Origin of the sequence: Shimazuella soli, assembly GCF_022511585.1 — a bacterium.
Classification (GTDB): domain Bacteria; phylum Bacillota; class Bacilli; order Thermoactinomycetales; family Thermoactinomycetaceae; genus Shimazuella; species Shimazuella soli.
In genome coordinates this window covers 288,903-309,622 of the sequence record NZ_JAKWBN010000001.1, presented here as the reverse complement: position 1 = coordinate 309,622, position 20,720 = coordinate 288,903, and the positions used below count along the sequence as shown (strand labels likewise).

The following is a 20,720-nucleotide window of genomic DNA, read 5'->3' as shown; positions in this document are numbered from 1 at the left end:
ATGGCTACAGGGCCTAAAGGGAGTTACTCATCGTCCTTCTTCTCGTACTCTGTACCTTCCAAGTCCTTTTCCAACCGCCTCGCTGCCTTGCGACGCTGACCAGCCGAGGACTTCCTCTCTCGCTCAGTGGGATTTTGTCCCACCATATCACGCGGGTCCTTAGCTCCTTCGCCGCTGCTTCCCGAGTTTCGCTTGAATATAGCCATCAAATATTACTCCAGACAAAGGGATGGACAATCTTCCATCTACCCATTGATATTTTATTAAATTTTTTTCTTGCTATCAATAATATTCGTTAAATTTCTTAAAAAATCCCATGAATTAATCATTTCCTCTTAAGTTAAAACTGAATTTTATAAGAAAAAACTAGAAAAATAAAGAAACATTTACGTCCAAAATAAAAAAGACCACTAAAAGTGATCAAATAATATTATTATTCTAAAACTATACTTTTACGATTTCTCACTTTATCTAGGATGATTTTTACAAGAAAGGCAAAGAGCACAACATTTAACGTGCAATTGCTTTTGCTTGATCTTGCGTGATCGATTTTACTTTTTTCGGCGCATGTTTTACAGGTTGCACTATTTTTGTTGGAGTAGGTGCTTTATGTGTTGAACTTTTAGGTGCTTCCGCTGCAAAAACTGATGTAATTGCTCCAAATGCGATCGCTGTTCCTAGAAATGAACTGAACAATACTTTTTTGAAATTCATGATGAATTCCTTCTTGGAAATGTTTTTTTGTTTGATTGTCTTACAATGCTTATTATGCCAGGCAAAAATTTGATTCTCTTTTGATAAAGATTTGATTTTCCTTTGATATAAATTTGATTTTTATTAGAAAAAAATACTGGAATTGTCTTAACCTAAAAAACCAACGGCCAATTCAAACCGTTGGTTTACTCAGTAAAATTACAGGTTTTTCTCTACTTGAGTAAAGCTTTTAACTTTACGACTGTTTTATCTAAATTTTCAAGTGTCCATTGGACAGCGGAATCTTCATCCTTCTGAAGAATTGCTTGGTATATGTTTTCGTGAATATGATGTTGACGTTGGGAATCATCAGCAGATTCCTCGGCTAACTTTTGCAATGTTTCTGATAGAACAGAAGAAAATGATTGGAACAAATCTATAGCAACACTATTTTTACTTGCCCTAGCTATAGCCAAATGAAAGGAGACATCTGCATGAATATACTCATTCCTATCTCCTTTTTTTAATGCTGATATTCGTCGATCCAATGCTTCCCGCATGCTTGTCAGATCATGATCATCACGACGCATAGCAGCAAATCTTGACATTTCGAGCTCTAACATTCTTCTAACTTCATAAACCTCCAAAATTTCTGCTCTTCTCAATCGTTGCGAGAAAGGTTCTTGCGTACCTAAATTTGCAATAAGATACGTGCCAAAACCTTGTCTCTTCTCCAATAAACCAGCATGAACCAGTACTCTCACTGCTTCACGTACAGTAGATCTACCTACATTAAATTGTTCCATTAATTCTGGTTCTGTAGGAATTTTATCGCCGATTTGAATATCTTCATCTGAAATTTTCTTTTGCAATTGATTAACAACATCATCGACTAGTTTTGACCGATTTATGGCATGAAAGGAAATCTTTGAGTTCATCTTATCATCTCCTGTTTTCATCATGTCATATCAATGATAGCCTTTCAATAGTTGTAGTATATTTACTCAAAATACCGTAGAGTTCCCAGAAATAATCTACTAAGCTTGAATCCTTTTTACTTTATCTGTTTCATTGGAAAGAGTATGAGAAAAAATAGTAGAAACAATTGAAATACAAGCAATAACAATCATAACCTGGTGCACACCGTAAATATCCGCTATTTTTCCAAGTACAGGTGCAGCTATGCCACCAACACTGACAGCTAATCCAAGTGTAAAACCAGAGGCCAAACCAGGTCGATTAGGTAAATATTTCTGACCTAACACAACCATTGGACTATAAGGTAAAAATATAATCATACCAACACATATCAGCATAATCGTTGCCATTACTGTGTTATTTACTGTCCCTAGTAAAAATAATGCTGGAAATAAGATTACAAAGCTGGTTTTTATTATAGGGATATACCCAAACTGATCGGCCAATCGTCCACCGACTAAAGTACCTATAGCTCCACAGAGAAAAAATATACTTAACATAGAACTACCAGTGCTTTTGGATTGAAGTAAAACACTCACCCAATATATAGGTATGAAAGTATTTAATCCATAAAAAACAATAGATCGAATGCAGAGGATAATACTTAACAATGAGAATGATCTCCATTGATCTTTGCGTTGTATGGTCTTAGAGAAACTCTCAAAACTCGTATCTTCAGATTTCATTTTGTTAATAGGCTTAAATAGAAACATTGTCATAATTACAGCAGGAACAAGTAAAATGAAAACTCCTTGTAAACCCCACATTAAGATGGATGTAGTCGAAATTACAGGCCCTAACGCAAATCCCAGTGTTCCTCCAAAGGAAAAAACACTCATATTAGAGGCTTTATTTCGACCAGATACTTTATTCACTGTTTTCGCTGCCTCTGGATGAAAAACCGCTATCCCAATACCGCTAATCATCACAGCCAAGAATATGGACCAATAATTAGACAGAATTCCGATAGCTGCTAAACCACCACTACCTAACAAAACCCCCAAAGGCAACATCCAATTTGCAGAACGTCGATCAGAATAATGCCCAATTAATGGCTGAATAATGGAAGAGATGAGATTCGCAGCTAAAATCAAACCAGCGATTGCAGTATAACTAAAGTGATATTTTGCAATCAAAAAAGGCAGTATAGCTGGCAAGGCTCCTTGATTCATATCACAAAATAAATGTCCAAACGCCATCGTATAGGTAGTGGAGTTTATTTTTTTATTCATTAAACTTCCCTCGCTTCAAAAAATGGATTTTGTAATACTTATCAACAAGCAATTCCAACCTTAAACATCATATCATCTGATGTTTAAGGTTGGAATTCATATAAAAAAGTTAAACAAAGCAATGATTAAGAAATTTATCTCATTTTGAAGATCCATCCTTTCTAGCGATGTGTTCTTATAGAAAATACCTGCAAGCCATAGTACGGAGGATATAGTAGTAATTTGGGTCAAATTCATCATATCATCTGATGTTTATAATTTCATCTGCTATTCATTTTGAAAAAAAAGGATTACTCACTAGAAACCTTGGAGTAATCCTTTTAATAATCAAATTATACTATGAAACATTTTCTCCTTGTGGTACAACTGCTTTTATCGGTTCTACCTCTGGAATAGGAAATAGTTCACTCAATGTCACCGTACGCCCTGATTCATGTTTAAAGACGATGTGATCTCTCGTAAACCGCTTTGGACTATCCAAACCACTGGCAGCAGCGAGTGCAAATAAACCGAAACGCATACTGATGATGTAATTCATCACTCGCCATTTTTTCTCTTCTGGAACAAGTGCATCTTGTAATTTTGGATCAGTAGTCGCTACACCTGCTGGACAATGACCTGTATGACATTGCAATGCCATGATGCAGCCATTGGCCATCATAAAACCACGAGCAGAGTTTACTGCATCTGCACCGATCGCCAAAGCAATCGCTACTTTATCAGGTGAGATTAGTTTTCCGGAAGCAAATATCTTAAACTGGTCCCGTACCCCATATCGATAGGCAGTGTCCACAAAAGTGATCAAAGCTGGGATAAGAGGTAAACCCATAGAATCTGCCATTGATTTATATGTTGCCCCTGACCCACCTTCTCCACCATCTATCGTAAAGAAATCGGGGTAAATATCCAGTCGAATCATCGTCTCAAAAAACTGGTTTAGAATAGGCTGCTGTCCAATTACAAGCTTCAATCCTACTGGTTTACCGCCCTTTTCCTGCAACTCCTTGACAAACAAAAGTGCTTCTTCTGGGTTTCTTAGAAATGGAAAACGGTTAGGAGAATTGATCGTTTTCCCGACTGGGACATTACGTACTTCTGCGATCTTTTCGGTTACTTTTTTTCCTTCGAGGTGACCCCCGCGAATTTTTGCTCCTTGCGCAAATTTCAGTTCAAACGCTTTGATATTAGGCTCTGCTGCTTTTTTTCCAAACACTTCCCATGAAAAGTTTCCTGTTTCATCCCGATATCCGAACAGTCCAGGACCTATTTGAGCTACGACATCTGCTCCAGTCTGCAAGTGTTCATGAATAACCCCGCCTTCTCCTGTGTTTATCCATGATCCACCTGCCATAGCAGCACCAGAGCCAGTTGATAAGATGTAATTTTCGCCGATCGAACCATAAGATGTTGCTGACGCGCCAAACATACCACTGAGTTTCCATGGAATCTTGCGATTTGGACCAACTATTGTACAATCCTCTTCTGGATACTCCCAAGTATAAGTCTTATCGTCGATCATCTTCTCTTTACGGGTGAAGACACCTTCTTTTTCAATTTGATACTTCTTTGCGTCGACAAGTTCAGCATTATTTACTGTTAACTCATCCTGTAACAAGGGAAACATCGAATTTGCTATGTAATAGCCAGGCTCTTGGAAATCTTGTTTAGAGCCAAATCCGAGAAGATCCGTGCGATACTTTGCCGAAAAGACAAGTCCAATAAATTCATAGCGAGAAAAAGGTTTGCCGGATCGATCATCATCAAACCAATACTGGCGAAACTCTGGACCTAGTTTTTCAAGAAAATAGCGGAGCCAACCCAAAAATGGATGAGAACGAATAATGGAATGCTGGGGTTTTCGAGAAATAAAGTGCATCAATACAAATAAACCAATTGCCAAGAACACAAGTACTAACAAGGCAACGAGGAAATAAATCATCACAAGTCCTCCATTCATAAAAGAAAAGAAATACGGATTTTCCTCATAATATTAACATGAAAATAAAGATTGCACTTTTATTTCTATATGATCACACTTAGGATTGACTTTCCATGTAAAAGAAAAGCTCCCTTTCGCACTCATTGGCCAAAGGGAGTTTTTTTAGGACACCAGCTTAACAATCGTCATAACAATAGCTAATATGACATAAATAAATGCCCAGTATTCAATCGGTATAAAAAATAAAGCATGTCTTTCGCCTTTTGAATATGTTTGTTGCCCTGTTGCTTTGTCTGTATATACTTTTGGTTTATTCAAATATCTTCCTACAAACCAAATGACAACAGCAGCAGGGAGAAATAGAAGATAACCGATAATTTGTGCATTCCCTTCCAGTGGACCATAACCCAAGCCAGAAGCAATCGCATAACCTAACCATTGAAATAATGCCGCAATCAACAATACTAAAATGCCCCAGCCACGCCAAATAATCACTATATCCCCCCTCCTTTATGTTGAGATTTTTCTAATCTAAGAATATAGGTTTTAATCAAATTAACATAATCATTATAATTTGTAAATTAATTCTCTATAAATGAAATTATAATAGAAATAGTCCTTGAGATATGATAGATACATCTAGTGGATGATCCCCAATCTCTTCACCATCTGCGAAAGCCCACATATTAGGTGTTGTCCGCACCACTGCTTGTTTCCCCCGCAAAAAAGTCACAGCAGAATGCCCAACATGCTTTCCTGTGTATACTTTAGGAAAAATTTTCAAAAAGGATAGTTTCTTTAATTTATGAACAATACAGATATCCATTTGTCCATCTTCTGCATTTGCATGCGGAGTAATCCTCATACCTCCTCCGAGGCTTTTGCCATTGGACAAAGTCACCAACCAGACATCTTCAAAATCGTAATCGGTTTCATCTAGACGCAGCTTTAGCGTAAATGGTTTGAACCGTCTGAGCGACAGCAATGCGCCAACAAAATAACTCGCTTTCCCTAATAATTTCTTCCAACTGGAAGCATCCACTCTCCGAGATACATAACCATCAAAACCCGCGCTGATATAACAGAGCATCACTCGATCCTTCTCCATGAGAACATCAGTCTTTTTTACCTCATGTTGGACGATTCGATTCCAAGCTAATAGAGGGTCAAAGGGAATATGCCATTCACGGGCAAAATCATTTCCAGTACCTGCTGGGATATAACCGAGCGGGATATCTGTGCCATATAAACCATTGGCTACTTCATGTACCGTCCCATCTCCCCCAACAGCAACAACAGCAGTCCAAATTCCCTTTAAACTTGCATTTTTCGCTAGCTCGATCGCTTCACCTTTGTGTCTTGTGAATAACACTTGATGTTCAACCTTTGTTTGCTGGAGAAGTAGTTCAACTTGCTTCCAAGTTGCAAGACCTTTTCCTCTACCGGCATGTGGATTTACTATGAATAAATACATCGCTTACCCCCTTCTAAGGAGCTTTTCTTAAGTATAGCTTGAAAATCAAACAAACCGAAGATCTTTTATCTCTTTTAGGTTTATTCCATAGTGAGTATATATCTTCAGTGTATTTTCCCCAATCAATTGATCTTTTGTATAACCAAGCAATGCTGCAATTCGGATAACTTCTTCGTAAGAATCAGCTTCAATCTCTAGGTAAGGAGGTATCATCGGCCAACGATCGATTTCCAATCTAGCACCTTCCAGTTGAAAGCTATTGCGATAGTTTTCTTGATACCACTTCCCTTGATATCCCAACCGACTTAAAAACTCATCCGTTTTATCAAAATCATCGACAACAAGCTCTGTTTCTTCGGTTCCATCGATTCCATCATGTTTGATCTCTTTATAAGTAAGGGTCACTTCAAAACCTGTATCACGAAGACGAATAAACCGGCTTAAATCTGTCTTATTGATAGAGTACACATACCGTCGCATCAAAGATTGACGGATTTCCACTCCACCACATGCAATAATTTTCTGTTTGATTTGCTCAGGGTCAACTTCCAAAACCCTTGCTTCATATTCAATCGCCAAAAATAACCCCTCCAAATCTTTTTTCCACAAGACAATGGCAGGTTCCAATTCCTAAAACCTACCATTTTTTCTGTATCACTTTTTATCTTTTATTAAGCCACTCTGCCGCAAAATCTACCATTTTCTTTTGAGAAATCAGACGCACTTCTGCTTTCCCTACTTTTCCTTGTATCACACCATGTTTAACTTCAAACTCTGCTCCTACTTGAGGAAAAAGCTCTGTTTGGTAGTCGATACTTTCAAAAGTTACCCATTGTCTTTGACCATCCCATAAAATTGATGCTGATTCCGTCGTTTTATTTTGCTGCGTTTGTCTGTACTCTGCAAGATGCAAGGAAGAATTACTATCATGATCCACTCCAATTAAGAGAATCGAACCATCTAGATCATAAAGTTTTGCTAATGGGGAACCTTCACCCATGGGATTGTCAAGCGGATGATCTTGTATAATAAATGATGCATGTTTTCCCCAAGCTGCAAAAGAGACAGAGGGATGATAACTTCTTAACACTTCTGGAAAAGTGCGAAATACCTCTACGATTTGTCCCATCCCTCGTGTTGATGTATAAGCTGGATGAAACGCTGGCATTGTGTCACGAATAAGCGGCCGCCAATCTTTGGGTACAGGTGGATTGCTCCAATCTTTTGGATCCGATAAATCTCCAGAATGAGTAGGCATGACAATCGTACCTTGTTCTGTGATGACCTGCATCAATGCTTGTACAACTGCCACCGCACCACCACTGACATAGCCGATGGAGCTCAGAGACGAATGGACAATAATATTCATCCCTCTTTGAAGCCCGAGTTTCCGAAAGTCATGAGCTAAACTGTCTATGGTGTGTGGTGTTGTCGTCATTTCTATAACATCTTTTTCACTCATTCTTTCTTCATCCTTTGTGTTGCTGTGTCTACTTCCTATCCGTTCTGTCATACTCCTGCCTTGCACGCTCAACTTCAGCATAATATTCATTTACCCATTGCTTCATGCTGAACAAATGCGGAAGTATTGTTTGTCCAATTGGAGTTAATTCGTATTCCACACTTGGCGGTACAGAGTCATGGACATAGCGTTTCACAAGTCCATCGCGTTCTAATTGGCGAACGGTCTGAGTTAGCATTTTTTGAGAAATGCCTTCAATACGTCTTCTTAAATCACCATATCGCTTCGTTCCATCTGCTAAAGCAGCAATAATCAAAACAGCCCACTTACTAGAAACAATCTCAAGCACACGCATATAACTGCATTTTTGCACTGATATTTCTGGTTTGGCAGCTGTTACGTTCTTCATACGGATATGCTCCTTTTACAAATTTCACCTACGAACTAAAAAGTGCCTACTTATGTTTTTTTAGTACATATTTTAAAGTAGTAAATAAATATATTCGTTATTTCATCATAACAAACTAGGAGAGGTTTTTGACATGAAGAAAAATAAAGTGAGAGTAGGTATTATTGGTGCAAGCCTCGATGGTACATGGGGAGGACTTGTGCATATTCCTGCATTATTGTCGCTTCCCGAATACGAAATAACAGCAGTCTCTACCACCCGTAAAGAAAGCGCAAATAAAACAGCGCAGCATTTTGGAATCCCTCACGCGTTCACTGATCCATATGAGCTGGCATCACACCCGGATGTTGACCTCGTTACCATCACGGTGAAAGTCCCAGAACATAGTAAATTGGTACAAATAGCGTTAGATGCTGGTAAATCTGTCTATTGCGAATTCCCTCTCGGAAGGACGTTAGATGAAACCGTTGATCTGATTCAGAAAGCGGAAGAAAAAGGAGTCCGTCATTTTGTCGGATTGCAGTCTCGGGCAAATCCGGCTATTCGCTACTTGAAAGACTTAATTGCTGATCAACATATTGGAAAAATACTAGCTGTCCATTGCAATTATGCACTGCCTCTATTTCCTTCACGATCAAAGCAAGTCAATCAATCTCGAACTTACCTGCTGAATAAGCTCAATGGAGCAAATCATTTAACCATCACAGCTGGTCATTTATTGGATGGATTAACCTACTTGTTTGGATCATTTTCAGAGATTTCATCCATTCTGGAAACACAGTCCAATCGAATACAAGTTGTAGAAACAGGTGAATTCGTTCATGCAGATGCTCCTGATCATGTGGTTATCAATGGAAAATTCGAAAACGGAGCAATTATGTCCACTCAAATCCGCAATACCCATGTCGGCAACCTTACCATCGAAATCAATGGGACCGAGGGGGATTTGGTACTGCAATCAAACGAAAACTTCATGTTCCAAATTGATTCTTTTACCGTAAAGGGAACCAAAAATAACAAGTTCGAAGAACTGCCTGTACCTCCATCATACTTCGTTCAGCCAACTGAATTAAAATCAGGTCCAGCTTATAATGTAGCTGGTCTATATCGAATGATTTACCATGATCTGCAAGAAAACACTCATTTAGCACCTAATTTCCATACAGCACTATCCGTCCACAAGCTAATTAATGTAATTCAAAAAGCCGCAGATACTGGAAAAAGTCAAAAAGTGTATGGTGGATAAGGCAGGAAAACACACGAGGCAGCTTTGAAATGTTTTTAAGGCTGCCTCTAAAAAGATTCCACTCCTTTTGTAAATGAAATTTACCCTGTGTCCTACTTTTACAAGGCTCACCTATACTTGAAATTGTTCAACATGAAGCTGTTGATAGATTTCACATCTTTCCATCAGTTGCTCATGTGTTCCTATATCTATGAGTTTACCTCTATCCATCACAAGAATGCGATCTGCCTGACGAATGGTAGCTAGTCGGTGAGCTACTATGATCATTGTTTTTCCCTTAAATAATTGGGTCAAGTTTTCTTGCAATAATGCTTCTGTACTCGCATCTAAAGCAGAAGTAGGTTCGTCTAATAATACGATTTGTGGATTTCGTAACAACATCTGAGCAATCCCTAAACGCTGTTTTTCTCCACCTGACAGTTTTACACCACGCTCACCGATTACGGTATCAAAACCTTCTGGAAGATTTTCTATAAACGATAATATTTGTGCCCGCTCACACACCTGTTTGATATCTTCCTGCGTTACAGTTGGGTTTGCATACTGCAAATTGGCATAGATCGATTTGTTCCACAAAAATATATCTTGTGAGACAAGTCCGATCTGTGAACGCAGATTACCATAAGTGTAATCTACTATATTTGTTCTATCTATTAAAATCTTCCCCGTGTCAGACTCATAAAATCGTATAATCAAATCTAAAATGGTTGATTTTCCACTTCCTGTTGGTCCAACGATGCCAATAAATTCGCCAGCTTTAATCGAAAACTGCACATGTGAAAGTTCTCCTCTTCCTTTTTCATAAGAAAAAGAAACATCTTCAAATGAAATCTCTCCCTTTAATCTCACGTTTTCATTCGGCTCATCTTTTATTTCATCTTCCAAATGTAAGATTTGATAGATCAATTCCAGCTTTGGTTTCACTGCTTCCACCATCAGATAAGCTGATTGAACGTTTTGTATAGAGGAAAAAAGCTGGGGAAAATAAACGGAAAACGCGATAAGTGTACCGATGGTCATATCCCCTTGCATGATTTGCAAAGCAGCATAAACAAAAACCAAACCAAATCCAAATGACCGCCCAAAGTCTACAATTAAAATTGACAAGTCATCAGAAAAAGCAACTTTATTTCGGATTTTTCGATAGTAACCGATCCATTGTTTCTGATTCTCTCTTTCAGATGCTTGTTGATGGAACTTTTGTATTGTCTTTAAACCAGTGACAAATTCCGTCGCATAACTGCTCAACTCTTGCTGTAGTTGAACAACTTTATTAATTTTCGGACTTGTATTCCTCGCAAACCATGAAGATAAAACATACATAATAGGTAAGAAAACCAATATCAATAAAGTCAATTGGATATTTAAATACAGCATTACTCCTGCTATCCCAACAATCATCCCTACATGAAAAATAGCTGGAACTACCGTTTGAGAAATGAATGCATCCCCGATTTCTCCACAACTATATATTCGTCCAGCGATATCTCCCGATTGAAAGTGATGATACGTTTTTGGGGATAACTTTAAGAGCTTGTCAAATAGACGATTGCGAAAGGTATCCGTCACAAAACCACCAATTTGATAGGTTACTTGGTTACTTATTGCATTTAATATTGTAATAACAAGCGGTAGGAGTGCCAGTGTAAAAATAAGCGCAGTAAGCAACTGGTAGTTTTTTTGCGGAATCGCTTGATCGATCACCATTTTCATCAACCATGGAGATACTAATTGAATGATGACGACGAATAGCATGAGAAACAAACCAAGTAGAATTCGCTTATACTGCGATAGTAGCAAGCCGATTAATGAATTTCTCCGTTGCTTCACCAAATAAATCCCTCCTTTCAACTATTCTCTGATCTTAGGCTGAATCAAAATTTCTTTTTCCAAAAGTTCATCTCGAAAGGAATGAAACATCGATTCCACAGCTTCCATCGGTGCATGTAATGCTTTTGCTACCAAGTCCAATGCTTCTGGATCACTTTTGGAAGTTAACAAACTAGTAAAAACAATTCCACCTGTTCTATTCAATCCAAAATATTCCCCTGTTCGTTTATCTAACAAAGAATGATCTCCTTGTACTTCACTCCACTTTACTTCTGGGTGTAATTGGTATGACATTTGTCCTTCCCTTCCTCTCACCTTTTCTTTTCAGTCCTCTCATCCAAATCTCCACCATGCAACAGCGAATGATTCCTGATGCAGCGGAAGCCCACGTTTTTGTATCATTTGAAATCTGTATTAGTTTTATTGGATCAATCACCTTGTATTTCGCCAAATATGAATCATCATTTAATAGGGCTAAGATTTGAGCTTTATTTTTCATTACATAGCTTTCATTGAATGCATTCATAATTTGGCGGTGATTTCTTATTAGAATAGCAGGTGGCATATCTGGATAGATCAGTCTCATAATTGGTTTAATATACTCCTGTGCCCCACTTGGCATCATTCTAAAAGCGAATGGTATATGTAGGGAAAATTCCATCAACTCTTTCGATGCATACAAATGAAAAGGTAAAACTCCTTTTTTCTCATAGAGATGGGTTTCCAATACACTATCTGTTTCATTATCAAAGGACTGCAACATTTGCTCGATAAAACTCTTTTTTTCCCTTTGATATTGTTTCATCTCTTCGTTTTCTATCCGCTGCTTGCTATCTTCTGATAAATAGGATTGGTAATAAAAGAACCTATCATGAGCTAAGTTTCGCTTTTTCAACTTTGGAATTTGCCAATATTCCCATAGCCATTTCAATCCATCGGAAACGGGAATGTTCCGAAAAACATTAGTGAGATCTACCTTCCAGGGATCATTTGGTCCAAAAATGACATCTCCAAAGTATCCACTAGAACATACGGATATTCCCAACCTAGAACAAATATCTAATGTTTGTTCAAATAAGCGATAGAACGGATGCGGATAAGGAGAGTGAAAATCCCATTCCAGTTTAAGATATTCACTGTTTGAAATGGTTTCCATTGCATCGATTTCAATAAGCGGTACCTGAAGATACGAACTTATCCACTCGGCATACTTACTCTCATCCGCATGAGGAATATCTGCAAATAACCAATGTATTCCTACAACATCAAAGCCGAGTTTTCGTAGACTAGTAATTGCAACACTGGAATCTAAGCCACCACTCAAGATAACGGCAACTTTTTTACATCCAGATAAACATTTACTCGCATGTGTTTCGATCAATTTTCTACTCTCTCTAGCAAAGTCTTCTAATCTTTGTTTCTTGTTGAGTGGAGTAGGAGAAAGGCTATCGATGGTTTTTAACTGTAATTCATCCATATGAATCATCGCTAAGTTCCCTGCTGAAATTCTATTTATCCCCTTGTAGTAGGAATCTGTTGAAGGAATGCTATCTTCTAAACAGGCAACTAGCAAATACTTTTCCTTCACTGCATCCATGTAATTTTGAGAACAAATCTGTAAAGGATTGGTAGACCAAGATAGCCCCATGTGATCGTTGGTATAATAGAGGGAGTGTTTGCACAATAGACTTTTGAATAGAACACCTCTCTGTTTTTCCGCATTCCAGTAAGTAAATATAAAATTACCTTCAATCGAACGCAATAATTGCTCAGGAGAAAACAATAGCATCTCTTCAAATTCCTTGATAGCAGCTTGACGATCTGTTTGTATCAATTGCAAAAATCGCACAGCGTGAGGTGATTTCCCTCGCCAAATCCAGCCATTAATCTGGATAGTTGTAACAGCATCTTTGCTACAACCTAAAATTTCTTCTCGGAAAAGCATTTTTCTCCTCCTTTAGGACGGAATTTCATCTAATCGCTTGTATTGATCAAGGACACCGATATGTTCGTCCACCGGTTTACCATCTAGTTCCACCCAAGCATGAAAAGGAAAGCGTTCTATCATCGAAAAGGATAGTTTCTTTCCAATAATCACTTTTGCTGACAATCCAAAGGATCGCAAAACCATACAAATAATAATCGCTCGCTCTAAACAAAGCGCCTCTCCTTGGCGAAACAGATTGATCCAAAGAATTGTTAGTCCAGCTATTTTTCTGGCGAATAAATATCTCATTCTTTCATTGTGTAGATCGATAGAACAATCTGTCTTGATGTTTTCTAACATATGCAACTTTTTATTCCCTTCCAACTGTTTGTATCTTCGAAGTAAGTTGAAGACAAGAAAAGGGCTTTGTAATAAAAAAGACATTGGTATCTTTATATTTGGGAAACCTCGTTCTCCCGTAATCATAAAGGTATACATATCTTTCATGTGTATCCTCCTTTTGAATAAGAGACTCAGTCAAATTACTGAGTCTCTTAGATGTTTTACTCATCTTTTGCTAACTTCGAATGATACCAACCATCATCATTGTTGCTGCCGCCTTGGCCGGTTAGCTCTTCTACGCTGCCTAAGTAAATCAATTTTGGCTCTACCCATTCACTGTTGTACTCCATTGTTGTCCCTCCTTTCGTTTGGAATCGCTGAATCACTCTATCCAGCGATAATCACACTATAGGGTAGTTTTATTTTTCTGACAAATATGAAAATATTCACTCTATAGAGCTTCTTAGGAGTAAAAAAGTAGTGTTCTTTCTAGCAAATGTCTGTTTTTTTGAACCTAATAAGCAATTAATTGGTAAATTTCAATCTTTTTTCATTCAAATTGATGGAAACTAACGAAAAAATTTTTAAAAAAGCTGCTTCCCCAGCGGGAAACAGCTCTCTCAACTTAAAAATCTTTTAAACATCAGGAGGATCACCTGCCAACCATCTTTTTGTCTCATGTAACCGCATGGATTCGCTCACCTCCTCCTTTAATTTCAATGAGATATGAAACAATCTACTTGAATAATGATTATACTTTATCATATTCGACTTTTCATAACATTTTGCTAGCAAAATGACGATATCTCTTTCCTGTGGATAAAAAGAATGTTCTTCTGCTACTTTCTGTGCTTGTTTAAGATACTGGATTGCTTCCTTATGATGCTTTTGTTGCAAATAACATTCACCAAGAGCTTGTAGAACTTCACAATAACGCAGGCTATCTTTCGATTTTTTACTCAATTGCAATGCGTTTTGTAACTTCTCTACCGCTAAAACTATATTTCCTTGTAACAAATATAACTGTCCAAGTTCTTTACCATTCTGTGCAACTAATTGTTTCTTTTTTACCTTGTCCTCAAATTTTGATGCTGTTTGAAAGCTAAGTTCCGCAGCATCATACTGTCCCATATTTTTGTATATGGTTCCTGCCGTTGTCCAAAGTTCAAAACAACGGTCAAATTTCTTTTCTCGTCGAGCAATGTCAATCCCAGTCTCAGCACACTGAATTGCTTTTTTATATCTCTTGTCTTTATTGTACAATGTAGCTTTTAACTGGTATACATTTAGTTTTATTTCCGTATCCAACTCTTCAAAATGTTCTTCTAGCCATTCGATAATCTCCATTGCTTCACTATTGCGTTCTAGCTTTTCATAATAGATTACCTTGCTAATGTGTAAAGAATATTGGATGTATCTTCTATCCCCTTCTGGCAAGAAAGAGCTCAAACCATCTTGTGCACAAGAAAGAGCTAAATCCAGTTTATTCATTACATGAAAACTACGACTTAGTTGGTATAAACAAAAAGCTTTTATATTCGTGTAATGAATTGAAGGATGCTCATCAAAAATCTGAATAGCCTGCTGAAAATGGGCGACTGCCTTCTCTAGTTTGTCACTGTGGTAATAACACTTTCCGCGAAGGTATTCCAATACAGCAAAGTAAGGACGCTTGCCTTTGAGTTCCTGCTCCATTTGACGAATCATCCTTAAACCTTCTTGGATGCTCACACAGTCAAGGTCATTTTCCACCGTTCTTAGACGCAGCCCAATTGTAAATCGTTCCTGTTTCTCTTTCTCAGCCTTTTCTTGCAGTAGCTTTGGCAAGTCTTCCATCGACCACTCTAATTTCTCCTGCAAATAGTAAGCCAATAATTCATCGCTAAGACGCTTGGTTCCATTTTCTAAATTGCTGATGGTAGTAGCAGAAATACGCTCATCTGCTAACGTATGCTGCTTAAACCCTAATTCTTCCCGACGTTTCTTACACAGCTCCCCAAGCTGTTTTCGATTCCAATCCACCATTCCAGTCCTCCAAAAAGTTTTTCCCCTGTTGTTTACTACCGTGATGTTATTTGTAAGCGGATACACAACGAAAAGTAAATATTTACTTAAAAATAGCGAATGAACGCAATAATTACTTCGATTTCACTTATGATGGTAAAAATACGTTTATTTAACAATATTTAGATTTTACCGATATCCGTATTATACTCTTCACAAAATAGTATGACAACTATAAGAAGTAATCTGGACTAAATTTAATTGGTTATACCTCCTAATGAAAATCATCTTATGATATAGTGAAATAAAGTTACTGTTGAGTGATTAGGAAGGAAGGACGATGATCACCTGCTTGAAGATCATCGGAGGTCTCACCTTGGGTGGGTTCGGTTTCTACCTCCTCCTCCGATTCGGAAGCAAGGCGCAGCCCTAAGAAACTGAGCTCCCATCCCAGTCACCCACGGCTCCGTGATAGGATACATTCCCATCACGGAGCCAGTAAATATTATATCTTTCAATAAATCAAAGCCAATTATTAACTGCACCCAATTGTTAGACTTATTAACAATAGGAGGTGCAGTTTTCTGATACTAGAAACAAATTTAGCTTGTTAGAAAAGCAACTAAAGTGAATACTTTCCATAAAACTGGAAATAGCAGACGTCTCATGTACATTCACAACATTTTCCACTATGATAATAATAAGCAATGGCAACCGCTAATTGCGCACCTCTAAGGAGAGCCATCATGGTCGCTGGCCCGGCTGAGAACTACCTGATCTTCGAGTCGACCCGGAAAAGGCAGAGTGAAGAGCAGATTCTCTACGTCTTCCGTCTCAAGGGAGAAGACAGTCTCCGGCTCGAAGCCAGGGTGGCTAACGGCCACATCGAGTTCCGCATGCGTGGTCTCACGAAGTGGAGCGATGTTCCGGACTCCGAGGGCGCTCAGGTCGAATACGACAAGGACAACCCCAACGAGGTTCCCATGGTCGTGTTTCCGGAGGACTCGGGCCGTGAGAACATCCCCCTCGCGAACCTGCTGGAGCAGCGGCCCGGCAGCGGCAACAGCTGACATCCCTTAGGGGAAGGCGACCACTGACGTGTCAGTTGGTCGCCGGTCGAAACTATACGATTTAGATAGATTTGAAATAAGCCCTATGCGTCTGCACAGGGCTCTTATTATTTCCATATATGAGTTTTTATTTGGCATCAGGTGGCGGGTTTATTGATCCAGTAAATTCTTTGTGTATTTCCGCTGACCATTGTTGTTCTATATAAAAAGGAGGAAACTCTTTTGTTTTTCCATCTTTTCCTTTTTCGGTAGATACGGTTGGAATACGAATAGAGGATATAATGGAAAACTTTTTGATCATAAAGTTATTTTGATCTACCCATATCTCTACGATTGGATTTTTAAATTGAGCCTGATCATACAAAATAGTTTGTCCAGAATCTTTCTTTAGTTTTTCTTCTACGAAATCCGTTGCATGATAGTATGAGTAATTTTTCTTATAAAACTCAAAGAGTTGATTATTTTCATTGAAATACGCTTTGTCGAAGACAAGTTTATACAAACCATTCTCATGGGTCACTTTTATATTTTTATTGTTATTGATTTTAATCAATTCGTCTAAAAATTTCGTTCGAAAAAATCCAGATATTTTGCCCATAGAAGAAATAGTCCACTTTTTATCTTCATTTGTTTTGTAATAAACCTTGCCATTTACATCGTATTCCTCTTGTTGGAAGACGTTTGTTTTTCCACCATCATCTTTATATCCTTTTATATTAATCCTAAAGCTCGATTCGTATTGGCCAGTTATATGTTCTGCATATGGGTTAAATATACGATCACGTTCGTATTTGCCTACTCGAATATTTGTAAAATTAATCGGCATTCCATCTTCTGCTTCGGATTGAAAGGTATGTTCCAATTTGTACTGTTCTGTATAGGATTCTCCTTTCATGGTACTCTGTTTTTCCTTTGCCTTTTTTATAATTTCCATTGCGCTTTCGGTAGTAGTATTTTCTTTTGATTGATTGGTGGTAGTCTTCGTTTCGGACGAACATGCAACTACAAACATACTAAGTATGGCTATGATTCCTAAGATAAGTAATTTTTTCAATCTATTTTTCCTCCTCCTCTAATTTTATATTTTAGTGATATTCTGCTTCACTTTTCTCTTCTGCTGTTACTTTATCTTTTGGTTTGGCAATCGTATTAGATGCTGGTGAAAAGGTTAAAATCTCTTTTACCACAACAGGAACACCCTCTTGCTCATCATAATAATCAGCATGTGTTTGCTTCGTAATGACCATAATTTCCGCATTTAAGATACTCTCTACCTTTGTGATTCGGTACGTTTTTTTATCTATCCACATCTTGAACTGATACGAGTCAAGCTGATCTCCATTCGTTCCGAATTTCTCATCAGCTAATTGTAAATCAAATATATAATTCCTCTCACGTTGTAATAACTTTTCTAACGCAGTCACTTCATTATCTTTTTGGGAACTTTTTTCCTTTAGTTCACCAGAAAGTACGATAGAATTCCCCTCATCTTTTACAGCAACTTGATCTCCCATTGCTTTAGCACGTTCAATAAAATATGTTTTGGAAATTGCTTCATAATGATAAGGCATTTCCGCTTTAAGAGCATTTTCCTCTTTACCTTGTGCGATGACCTTATCGAGAATGTCATCATATACCCATTGTTCGCCATTGATATATACGATTGGTTCTTCGTCCTGGTATTCTCCTTTTATTTTTTGGATTTGGAGATTATTATCGTCGACGTAATGGATTTTATATTCTTCATCTTTTTGCCTTTTGGTTTTAGCAGTGGAAGTCACACTAAATTTGTAGTCGATATTGGATGAAGCCTTTTGCATCACTGGTTCAACTTTTTTTAGCACCTCTTCTACTTTTTGAGCATCACCTGGTGCAGGCAAAATAGATTCCACAGCAGAACAAGCAGGTAAGAAACTTAAAATTGCCATTAGAAAAATAATGTTTCTTATCTTTTTCATTTTCACTCTCCACACCTCTTATAAGATTAAAATCCAAAATAAAAGCATAAAATATATGAGTTTTATATACTCAAAAAATATAAAACTATAATATTTTGTTTAAACATAATTCAAGAATAGACAGATTGTCAAGATATTGGAAAGGAATACTCTTTAGGGAAAATTCGAAAAAAATCTTAAAAAATACAAAAAGGACCAAATCCTCCAAATGGATTCAGCCCTATGCATTAAAATTCACCTAAATCAATGATCTCCTCTAACTCAGAAAACTGCTCATCCATGATCTTCTTCAAGCTTGGATTCCAGTTTTTTTGAATTACTTCCACAACCTCATCTATCTTTCTCATTACTTTTCTTTCTCCGTCAACATAAACAACCCAACTCTGTTTTTTTCCAGTGAATACTCGGTCTATCTCTACAAATTGATCTGGCTTATTTGTCGGAAAGCGAACTGCTTCTCCTACTCTCATCTTCATCAAGGTTGATCTGATTTCCATTACTTTGGACATAATTGGAGCTACCCCTTTTACCAATTCTCCGAACGTATTATGCTCACTGTCCCTATTGTATGTATAAATCGAAGAAAACTCAACTTAAACAGATAGATATCCATTTTATTGTAATAATCCTATATCTGTTATTCTTTCATTTTTTTGATATTCTTCCTTACACCTTTATGAATCTTCTAATTTCTCGGTGTATCCCATTCTTCCTACTTAATATAAAATAAGCTTTATTCATACAATACCTACTGAGGTGATCACACTGATACGAAAAATTTCATACACCATCTTGATAGCAATGTTAGCTGTCACCGGAGCGTGTTCGTCGAAATCAAATACAACGAATACACAAACACAAAACCAGACACCAAGTCATCAAGCAGCAACAGATATTTCTGGAATGCTGAAAGAAGGGCCTGGTCCTTATGCAGGCACCAATTATGAAAAAAGGAAATTTGAGCAAGAAGTATTGGATAAGTTTACAAAAAATACTTCTGCTCAAGATATGTATAACCAACTCGTTTACAACTTGGCTGAAAATTACGAAGATGGGTTGCAAAAAATTAATGCCATCAGCCCTACTTACACCTTTGATACAAATCGACCTGGGGAATCTGCACAATCCCAAGGAGAGACAACGAAGAAGGTACATGTGCAAATTCTTCTCGATGCCAGTGGAAGTATGAACGGAAAAATCGGTGGAAAAACCAAAATGGAATTAGCGAAAGCAGCCGTGACACAATTTGCTTCTTCCCTCCAAAAAGGAGCAGATATTTCCTTGCGTCTGTATGGTCACAAAGGAAGCGGGAGCAATAGCGACAAACAACTATCCTGCTCGCAAACAGAAGTAGTCTATCCCTCTGCTCCCTATGATGCCAATGCATTTTCCACTGCTTTGCAGCAAGCAAAACCTGCTGGCTGGACTCCCATTGCCAAAGCGATGGAAGATGCAAAAACACAGATTAATCAAACCAAAGAAACAGATACAGAAAACATCCTCTACATAGTAAGTGATGGGGTAGAAACCTGTGGCGGAAGTCCTGTCCAAGCTGCACAATCGATCCATCAATCCAATATTAAAGCGGTTGTGAATATTATTGGTTTCGACATCCCTTCCAAAGACAGACAAGCTCTAGAAAAGATCTCACAAGCTGGTGGAGGAACATATGTAGATGTAAAAACAGCAGAAGAATTACAGAGAGAAATGCAGAAGGCTCAATTTGACCTCTGGCTAAAGTGGACAAGATGGGGAGATAACAACTGGGTTAGCATTGAAAAGCAGTGGTCGAAAAAATGGATGGATCGAACAAATGAAAAAACAGCATTGATCAAAAAAATTCTCCAAGAAAATAAACGTTATGCCGAAGCAATGCTCTATTTGCAAAACAAAGGAATTCTAGACGGAAATAGATATAGTGAACTATATAACCTCACCCAAAAAAGATATAAAATGATTTCAGACGAAATCAACCGAGTGGCAAAAGCCAAAGAAGACCAATTGGAACAAGCAAGACAAGAAATCGAGGCAAAGATTAAAAGTGAAAAAGACCAGATGACCAATAAATATAAGCAATAGAATTTCATGACCAGCTTTTATACAAGCTGGTTTCTTTTTGTTTATAGGACAACCGTGATAAAGTAGAAAAAGATGAT

At 37.8% G+C, this 20,720-nt stretch carries 21 protein-coding genes; 3 read left to right on the top strand and 18 right to left on the bottom strand.

What is annotated here, in order from left to right:
- Positions 1-510 precede the first annotated feature (510 nt).
- From MK805_RS01700 to MK805_RS01660, 9 genes are all read right to left on the bottom strand, one after another.
- Complete coding sequence (locus tag MK805_RS01700; RefSeq protein ID WP_240873460.1) at positions 511-714, bottom strand: hypothetical protein; 204 nt, start codon at positions 712-714, stop codon at positions 511-513.
- 212 nt (positions 715-926) lie between these two features.
- Positions 927-1,631, bottom strand: a complete 705-nt coding sequence (locus MK805_RS01695) for a FadR/GntR family transcriptional regulator (RefSeq protein WP_240873459.1) — start codon at positions 1,629-1,631, stop codon at positions 927-929.
- A 99-nt stretch (positions 1,632-1,730) separates the two neighbouring features.
- Positions 1,731-2,903 (bottom strand): MFS transporter, encoded by a 1,173-nt coding sequence (locus MK805_RS01690; protein WP_240873458.1) that lies wholly within the window; start codon positions 2,901-2,903, stop codon positions 1,731-1,733.
- 337 nt (positions 2,904-3,240) lie between these two features.
- A complete protein-coding gene (locus MK805_RS01685) occupies positions 3,241-4,842 on the bottom strand; it encodes a glutamate synthase-related protein (protein ID WP_420833036.1) in 1,602 nt (533 codons plus the stop codon).
- A 162-nt stretch (positions 4,843-5,004) separates the two neighbouring features.
- On the bottom strand, positions 5,005-5,337 hold the full coding sequence (locus MK805_RS01680) for a hypothetical protein (RefSeq protein ID WP_240873456.1): 333 nt from the start codon (positions 5,335-5,337) through the stop codon (positions 5,005-5,007).
- Between the two features lie 106 nt (positions 5,338-5,443).
- Positions 5,444-6,316, bottom strand: a complete 873-nt coding sequence (locus MK805_RS01675) for a diacylglycerol/lipid kinase family protein (protein ID WP_240873455.1) — start codon at positions 6,314-6,316, stop codon at positions 5,444-5,446.
- Positions 6,317-6,361: 45 nt separating this feature from the next.
- Positions 6,362-6,943 (bottom strand): class IV adenylate cyclase, encoded by a 582-nt coding sequence (locus MK805_RS01670; RefSeq protein WP_240873454.1) that lies wholly within the window; start codon positions 6,941-6,943, stop codon positions 6,362-6,364.
- 34 nt (positions 6,944-6,977) lie between these two features.
- Complete coding sequence (locus MK805_RS01665) at positions 6,978-7,778, bottom strand: AAC(3) family N-acetyltransferase (protein ID WP_240873453.1); 801 nt, start codon at positions 7,776-7,778, stop codon at positions 6,978-6,980.
- A gap of 28 nt (positions 7,779-7,806) precedes the next feature.
- Entirely contained in the window at positions 7,807-8,187 is a 381-nt protein-coding gene (locus MK805_RS01660) for a winged helix-turn-helix transcriptional regulator (protein ID WP_240873452.1), read from the bottom strand.
- A 133-nt stretch (positions 8,188-8,320) separates the two neighbouring features.
- Here MK805_RS01660 and MK805_RS01655 point away from each other — a divergent pair, with 133 nt between their 5' ends.
- Positions 8,321-9,433 (top strand): Gfo/Idh/MocA family protein, encoded by a 1,113-nt coding sequence (locus MK805_RS01655; protein WP_240873450.1) that lies wholly within the window; start codon positions 8,321-8,323, stop codon positions 9,431-9,433.
- A 111-nt stretch (positions 9,434-9,544) separates the two neighbouring features.
- On the opposite strand, the gene MK805_RS01650 is transcribed toward MK805_RS01655, so the two are convergent.
- The 6 genes from MK805_RS01650 to MK805_RS01630 all read right to left on the bottom strand — a co-directional run bounded on the left by MK805_RS01650 (position 9,545) and on the right by MK805_RS01630 (position 15,557).
- On the bottom strand, positions 9,545-11,263 hold the full coding sequence (locus tag MK805_RS01650; RefSeq protein ID WP_240873449.1) for an ABC transporter ATP-binding protein: 1,719 nt from the start codon (positions 11,261-11,263) through the stop codon (positions 9,545-9,547).
- Between the two features lie 21 nt (positions 11,264-11,284).
- A complete protein-coding gene (locus tag MK805_RS01645) occupies positions 11,285-11,557 on the bottom strand; it encodes a PqqD family peptide modification chaperone (protein WP_240873448.1) in 273 nt (90 codons plus the stop codon).
- On the bottom strand, positions 11,520-13,208 hold the full coding sequence (locus MK805_RS01640; RefSeq protein WP_240873447.1) for an asparagine synthetase B family protein: 1,689 nt from the start codon (positions 13,206-13,208) through the stop codon (positions 11,520-11,522). Before MK805_RS01640 ends, MK805_RS01645 begins: the two co-directional genes overlap by 38 nt.
- Before the next feature lie 12 nt (positions 13,209-13,220).
- Positions 13,221-13,697 (bottom strand): lasso peptide biosynthesis B2 protein, encoded by a 477-nt coding sequence (locus tag MK805_RS01635; protein ID WP_240873446.1) that lies wholly within the window; start codon positions 13,695-13,697, stop codon positions 13,221-13,223.
- Positions 13,698-13,753: 56 nt separating this feature from the next.
- Entirely contained in the window at positions 13,754-13,882 is a 129-nt protein-coding gene (locus MK805_RS17765; protein ID WP_255724446.1) for a hypothetical protein, read from the bottom strand.
- Between the two features lie 286 nt (positions 13,883-14,168).
- Positions 14,169-15,557, bottom strand: a complete 1,389-nt coding sequence (locus MK805_RS01630) for a helix-turn-helix domain-containing protein (protein WP_240873445.1) — start codon at positions 15,555-15,557, stop codon at positions 14,169-14,171.
- Positions 15,558-16,282: 725 nt separating this feature from the next.
- Here MK805_RS01630 and MK805_RS01625 point away from each other — a divergent pair.
- Entirely contained in the window at positions 16,283-16,606 is a 324-nt protein-coding gene (locus tag MK805_RS01625) for a hypothetical protein (RefSeq protein ID WP_240873444.1), read from the top strand.
- Between the two features lie 127 nt (positions 16,607-16,733).
- Here MK805_RS01625 and MK805_RS01620 read toward each other — a convergent pair whose 3' ends face one another.
- The 3 genes from MK805_RS01620 to MK805_RS01610 form a co-directional block, all read right to left on the bottom strand.
- Positions 16,734-17,660 carry a hypothetical protein gene (locus tag MK805_RS01620; protein ID WP_240873443.1) on the bottom strand — a complete coding sequence of 309 codons (927 nt, stop codon included), beginning with the start codon at positions 17,658-17,660 and terminating at the stop codon, positions 16,734-16,736.
- A 31-nt stretch (positions 17,661-17,691) separates the two neighbouring features.
- Positions 17,692-18,534, bottom strand: a complete 843-nt coding sequence (locus MK805_RS01615; RefSeq protein WP_240873442.1) for a hypothetical protein — start codon at positions 18,532-18,534, stop codon at positions 17,692-17,694.
- A 257-nt stretch (positions 18,535-18,791) separates the two neighbouring features.
- Positions 18,792-19,073, bottom strand: a complete 282-nt coding sequence (locus MK805_RS01610; protein WP_240873441.1) for a hypothetical protein — start codon at positions 19,071-19,073, stop codon at positions 18,792-18,794.
- Between the two features lie 292 nt (positions 19,074-19,365).
- Between MK805_RS01610 and MK805_RS01605 the strand changes: the two genes are divergently transcribed.
- Positions 19,366-20,643: a vWA domain-containing protein gene (locus tag MK805_RS01605; RefSeq protein WP_240874246.1), complete on the top strand. Its 1,278-nt coding sequence runs from the start codon at positions 19,366-19,368 to the stop codon at positions 20,641-20,643.
- Positions 20,644-20,720: the final 77 nt, after the last annotated feature.

Bases quoted from the DNA above. Each gene is read 5' to 3' on its own strand.
- MK805_RS01635 (WP_240873446.1), bottom strand. From the start codon at position 13,697: ATGAAAGATATGTATACCTTTATGATTACGGGAGAACGAGGTTTCCCA.
- MK805_RS01640 (WP_240873447.1), bottom strand. From the start codon at position 13,208: ATGCTTTTCCGAGAAGAAATTTTAGGTTGTAGCAAAGATGCTGTTACA.
- MK805_RS01675 (WP_240873455.1), bottom strand. From the start codon at position 6,316: ATGTATTTATTCATAGTAAATCCACATGCCGGTAGAGGAAAAGGTCTT.
- MK805_RS17765 (WP_255724446.1), bottom strand. From the start codon at position 13,882: ATGGAGTACAACAGTGAATGGGTAGAGCCAAAATTGATTTACTTAGGC.
- MK805_RS01665 (WP_240873453.1), bottom strand. From the start codon at position 7,778: ATGAGTGAAAAAGATGTTATAGAAATGACGACAACACCACACACCATA.
- MK805_RS01690 (WP_240873458.1), bottom strand. From the start codon at position 2,903: ATGAATAAAAAAATAAACTCCACTACCTATACGATGGCGTTTGGACAT.
- MK805_RS01610 (WP_240873441.1), bottom strand. From the start codon at position 19,073: ATGTCCAAAGTAATGGAAATCAGATCAACCTTGATGAAGATGAGAGTA.
- MK805_RS01685 (WP_420833036.1), bottom strand. From the start codon at position 4,842: ATGATTTATTTCCTCGTTGCCTTGTTAGTACTTGTGTTCTTGGCAATT.
- MK805_RS01630 (WP_240873445.1), bottom strand. From the start codon at position 15,557: ATGGTGGATTGGAATCGAAAACAGCTTGGGGAGCTGTGTAAGAAACGT.
- MK805_RS01655 (WP_240873450.1), top strand. From the start codon at position 8,321: ATGAAGAAAAATAAAGTGAGAGTAGGTATTATTGGTGCAAGCCTCGAT.
- MK805_RS01615 (WP_240873442.1), bottom strand. From the start codon at position 18,534: ATGGCAATTTTAAGTTTCTTACCTGCTTGTTCTGCTGTGGAATCTATT.
- MK805_RS01605 (WP_240874246.1), top strand. From the start codon at position 19,366: ATGTTAGCTGTCACCGGAGCGTGTTCGTCGAAATCAAATACAACGAAT.
- MK805_RS01695 (WP_240873459.1), bottom strand. From the start codon at position 1,631: ATGAACTCAAAGATTTCCTTTCATGCCATAAATCGGTCAAAACTAGTC.
- MK805_RS01700 (WP_240873460.1), bottom strand. From the start codon at position 714: ATGAATTTCAAAAAAGTATTGTTCAGTTCATTTCTAGGAACAGCGATC.
- MK805_RS01660 (WP_240873452.1), bottom strand. From the start codon at position 8,187: ATGAAGAACGTAACAGCTGCCAAACCAGAAATATCAGTGCAAAAATGC.
- MK805_RS01645 (WP_240873448.1), bottom strand. From the start codon at position 11,557: ATGTCATACCAATTACACCCAGAAGTAAAGTGGAGTGAAGTACAAGGA.
- MK805_RS01625 (WP_240873444.1), top strand. From the start codon at position 16,283: ATGGTCGCTGGCCCGGCTGAGAACTACCTGATCTTCGAGTCGACCCGG.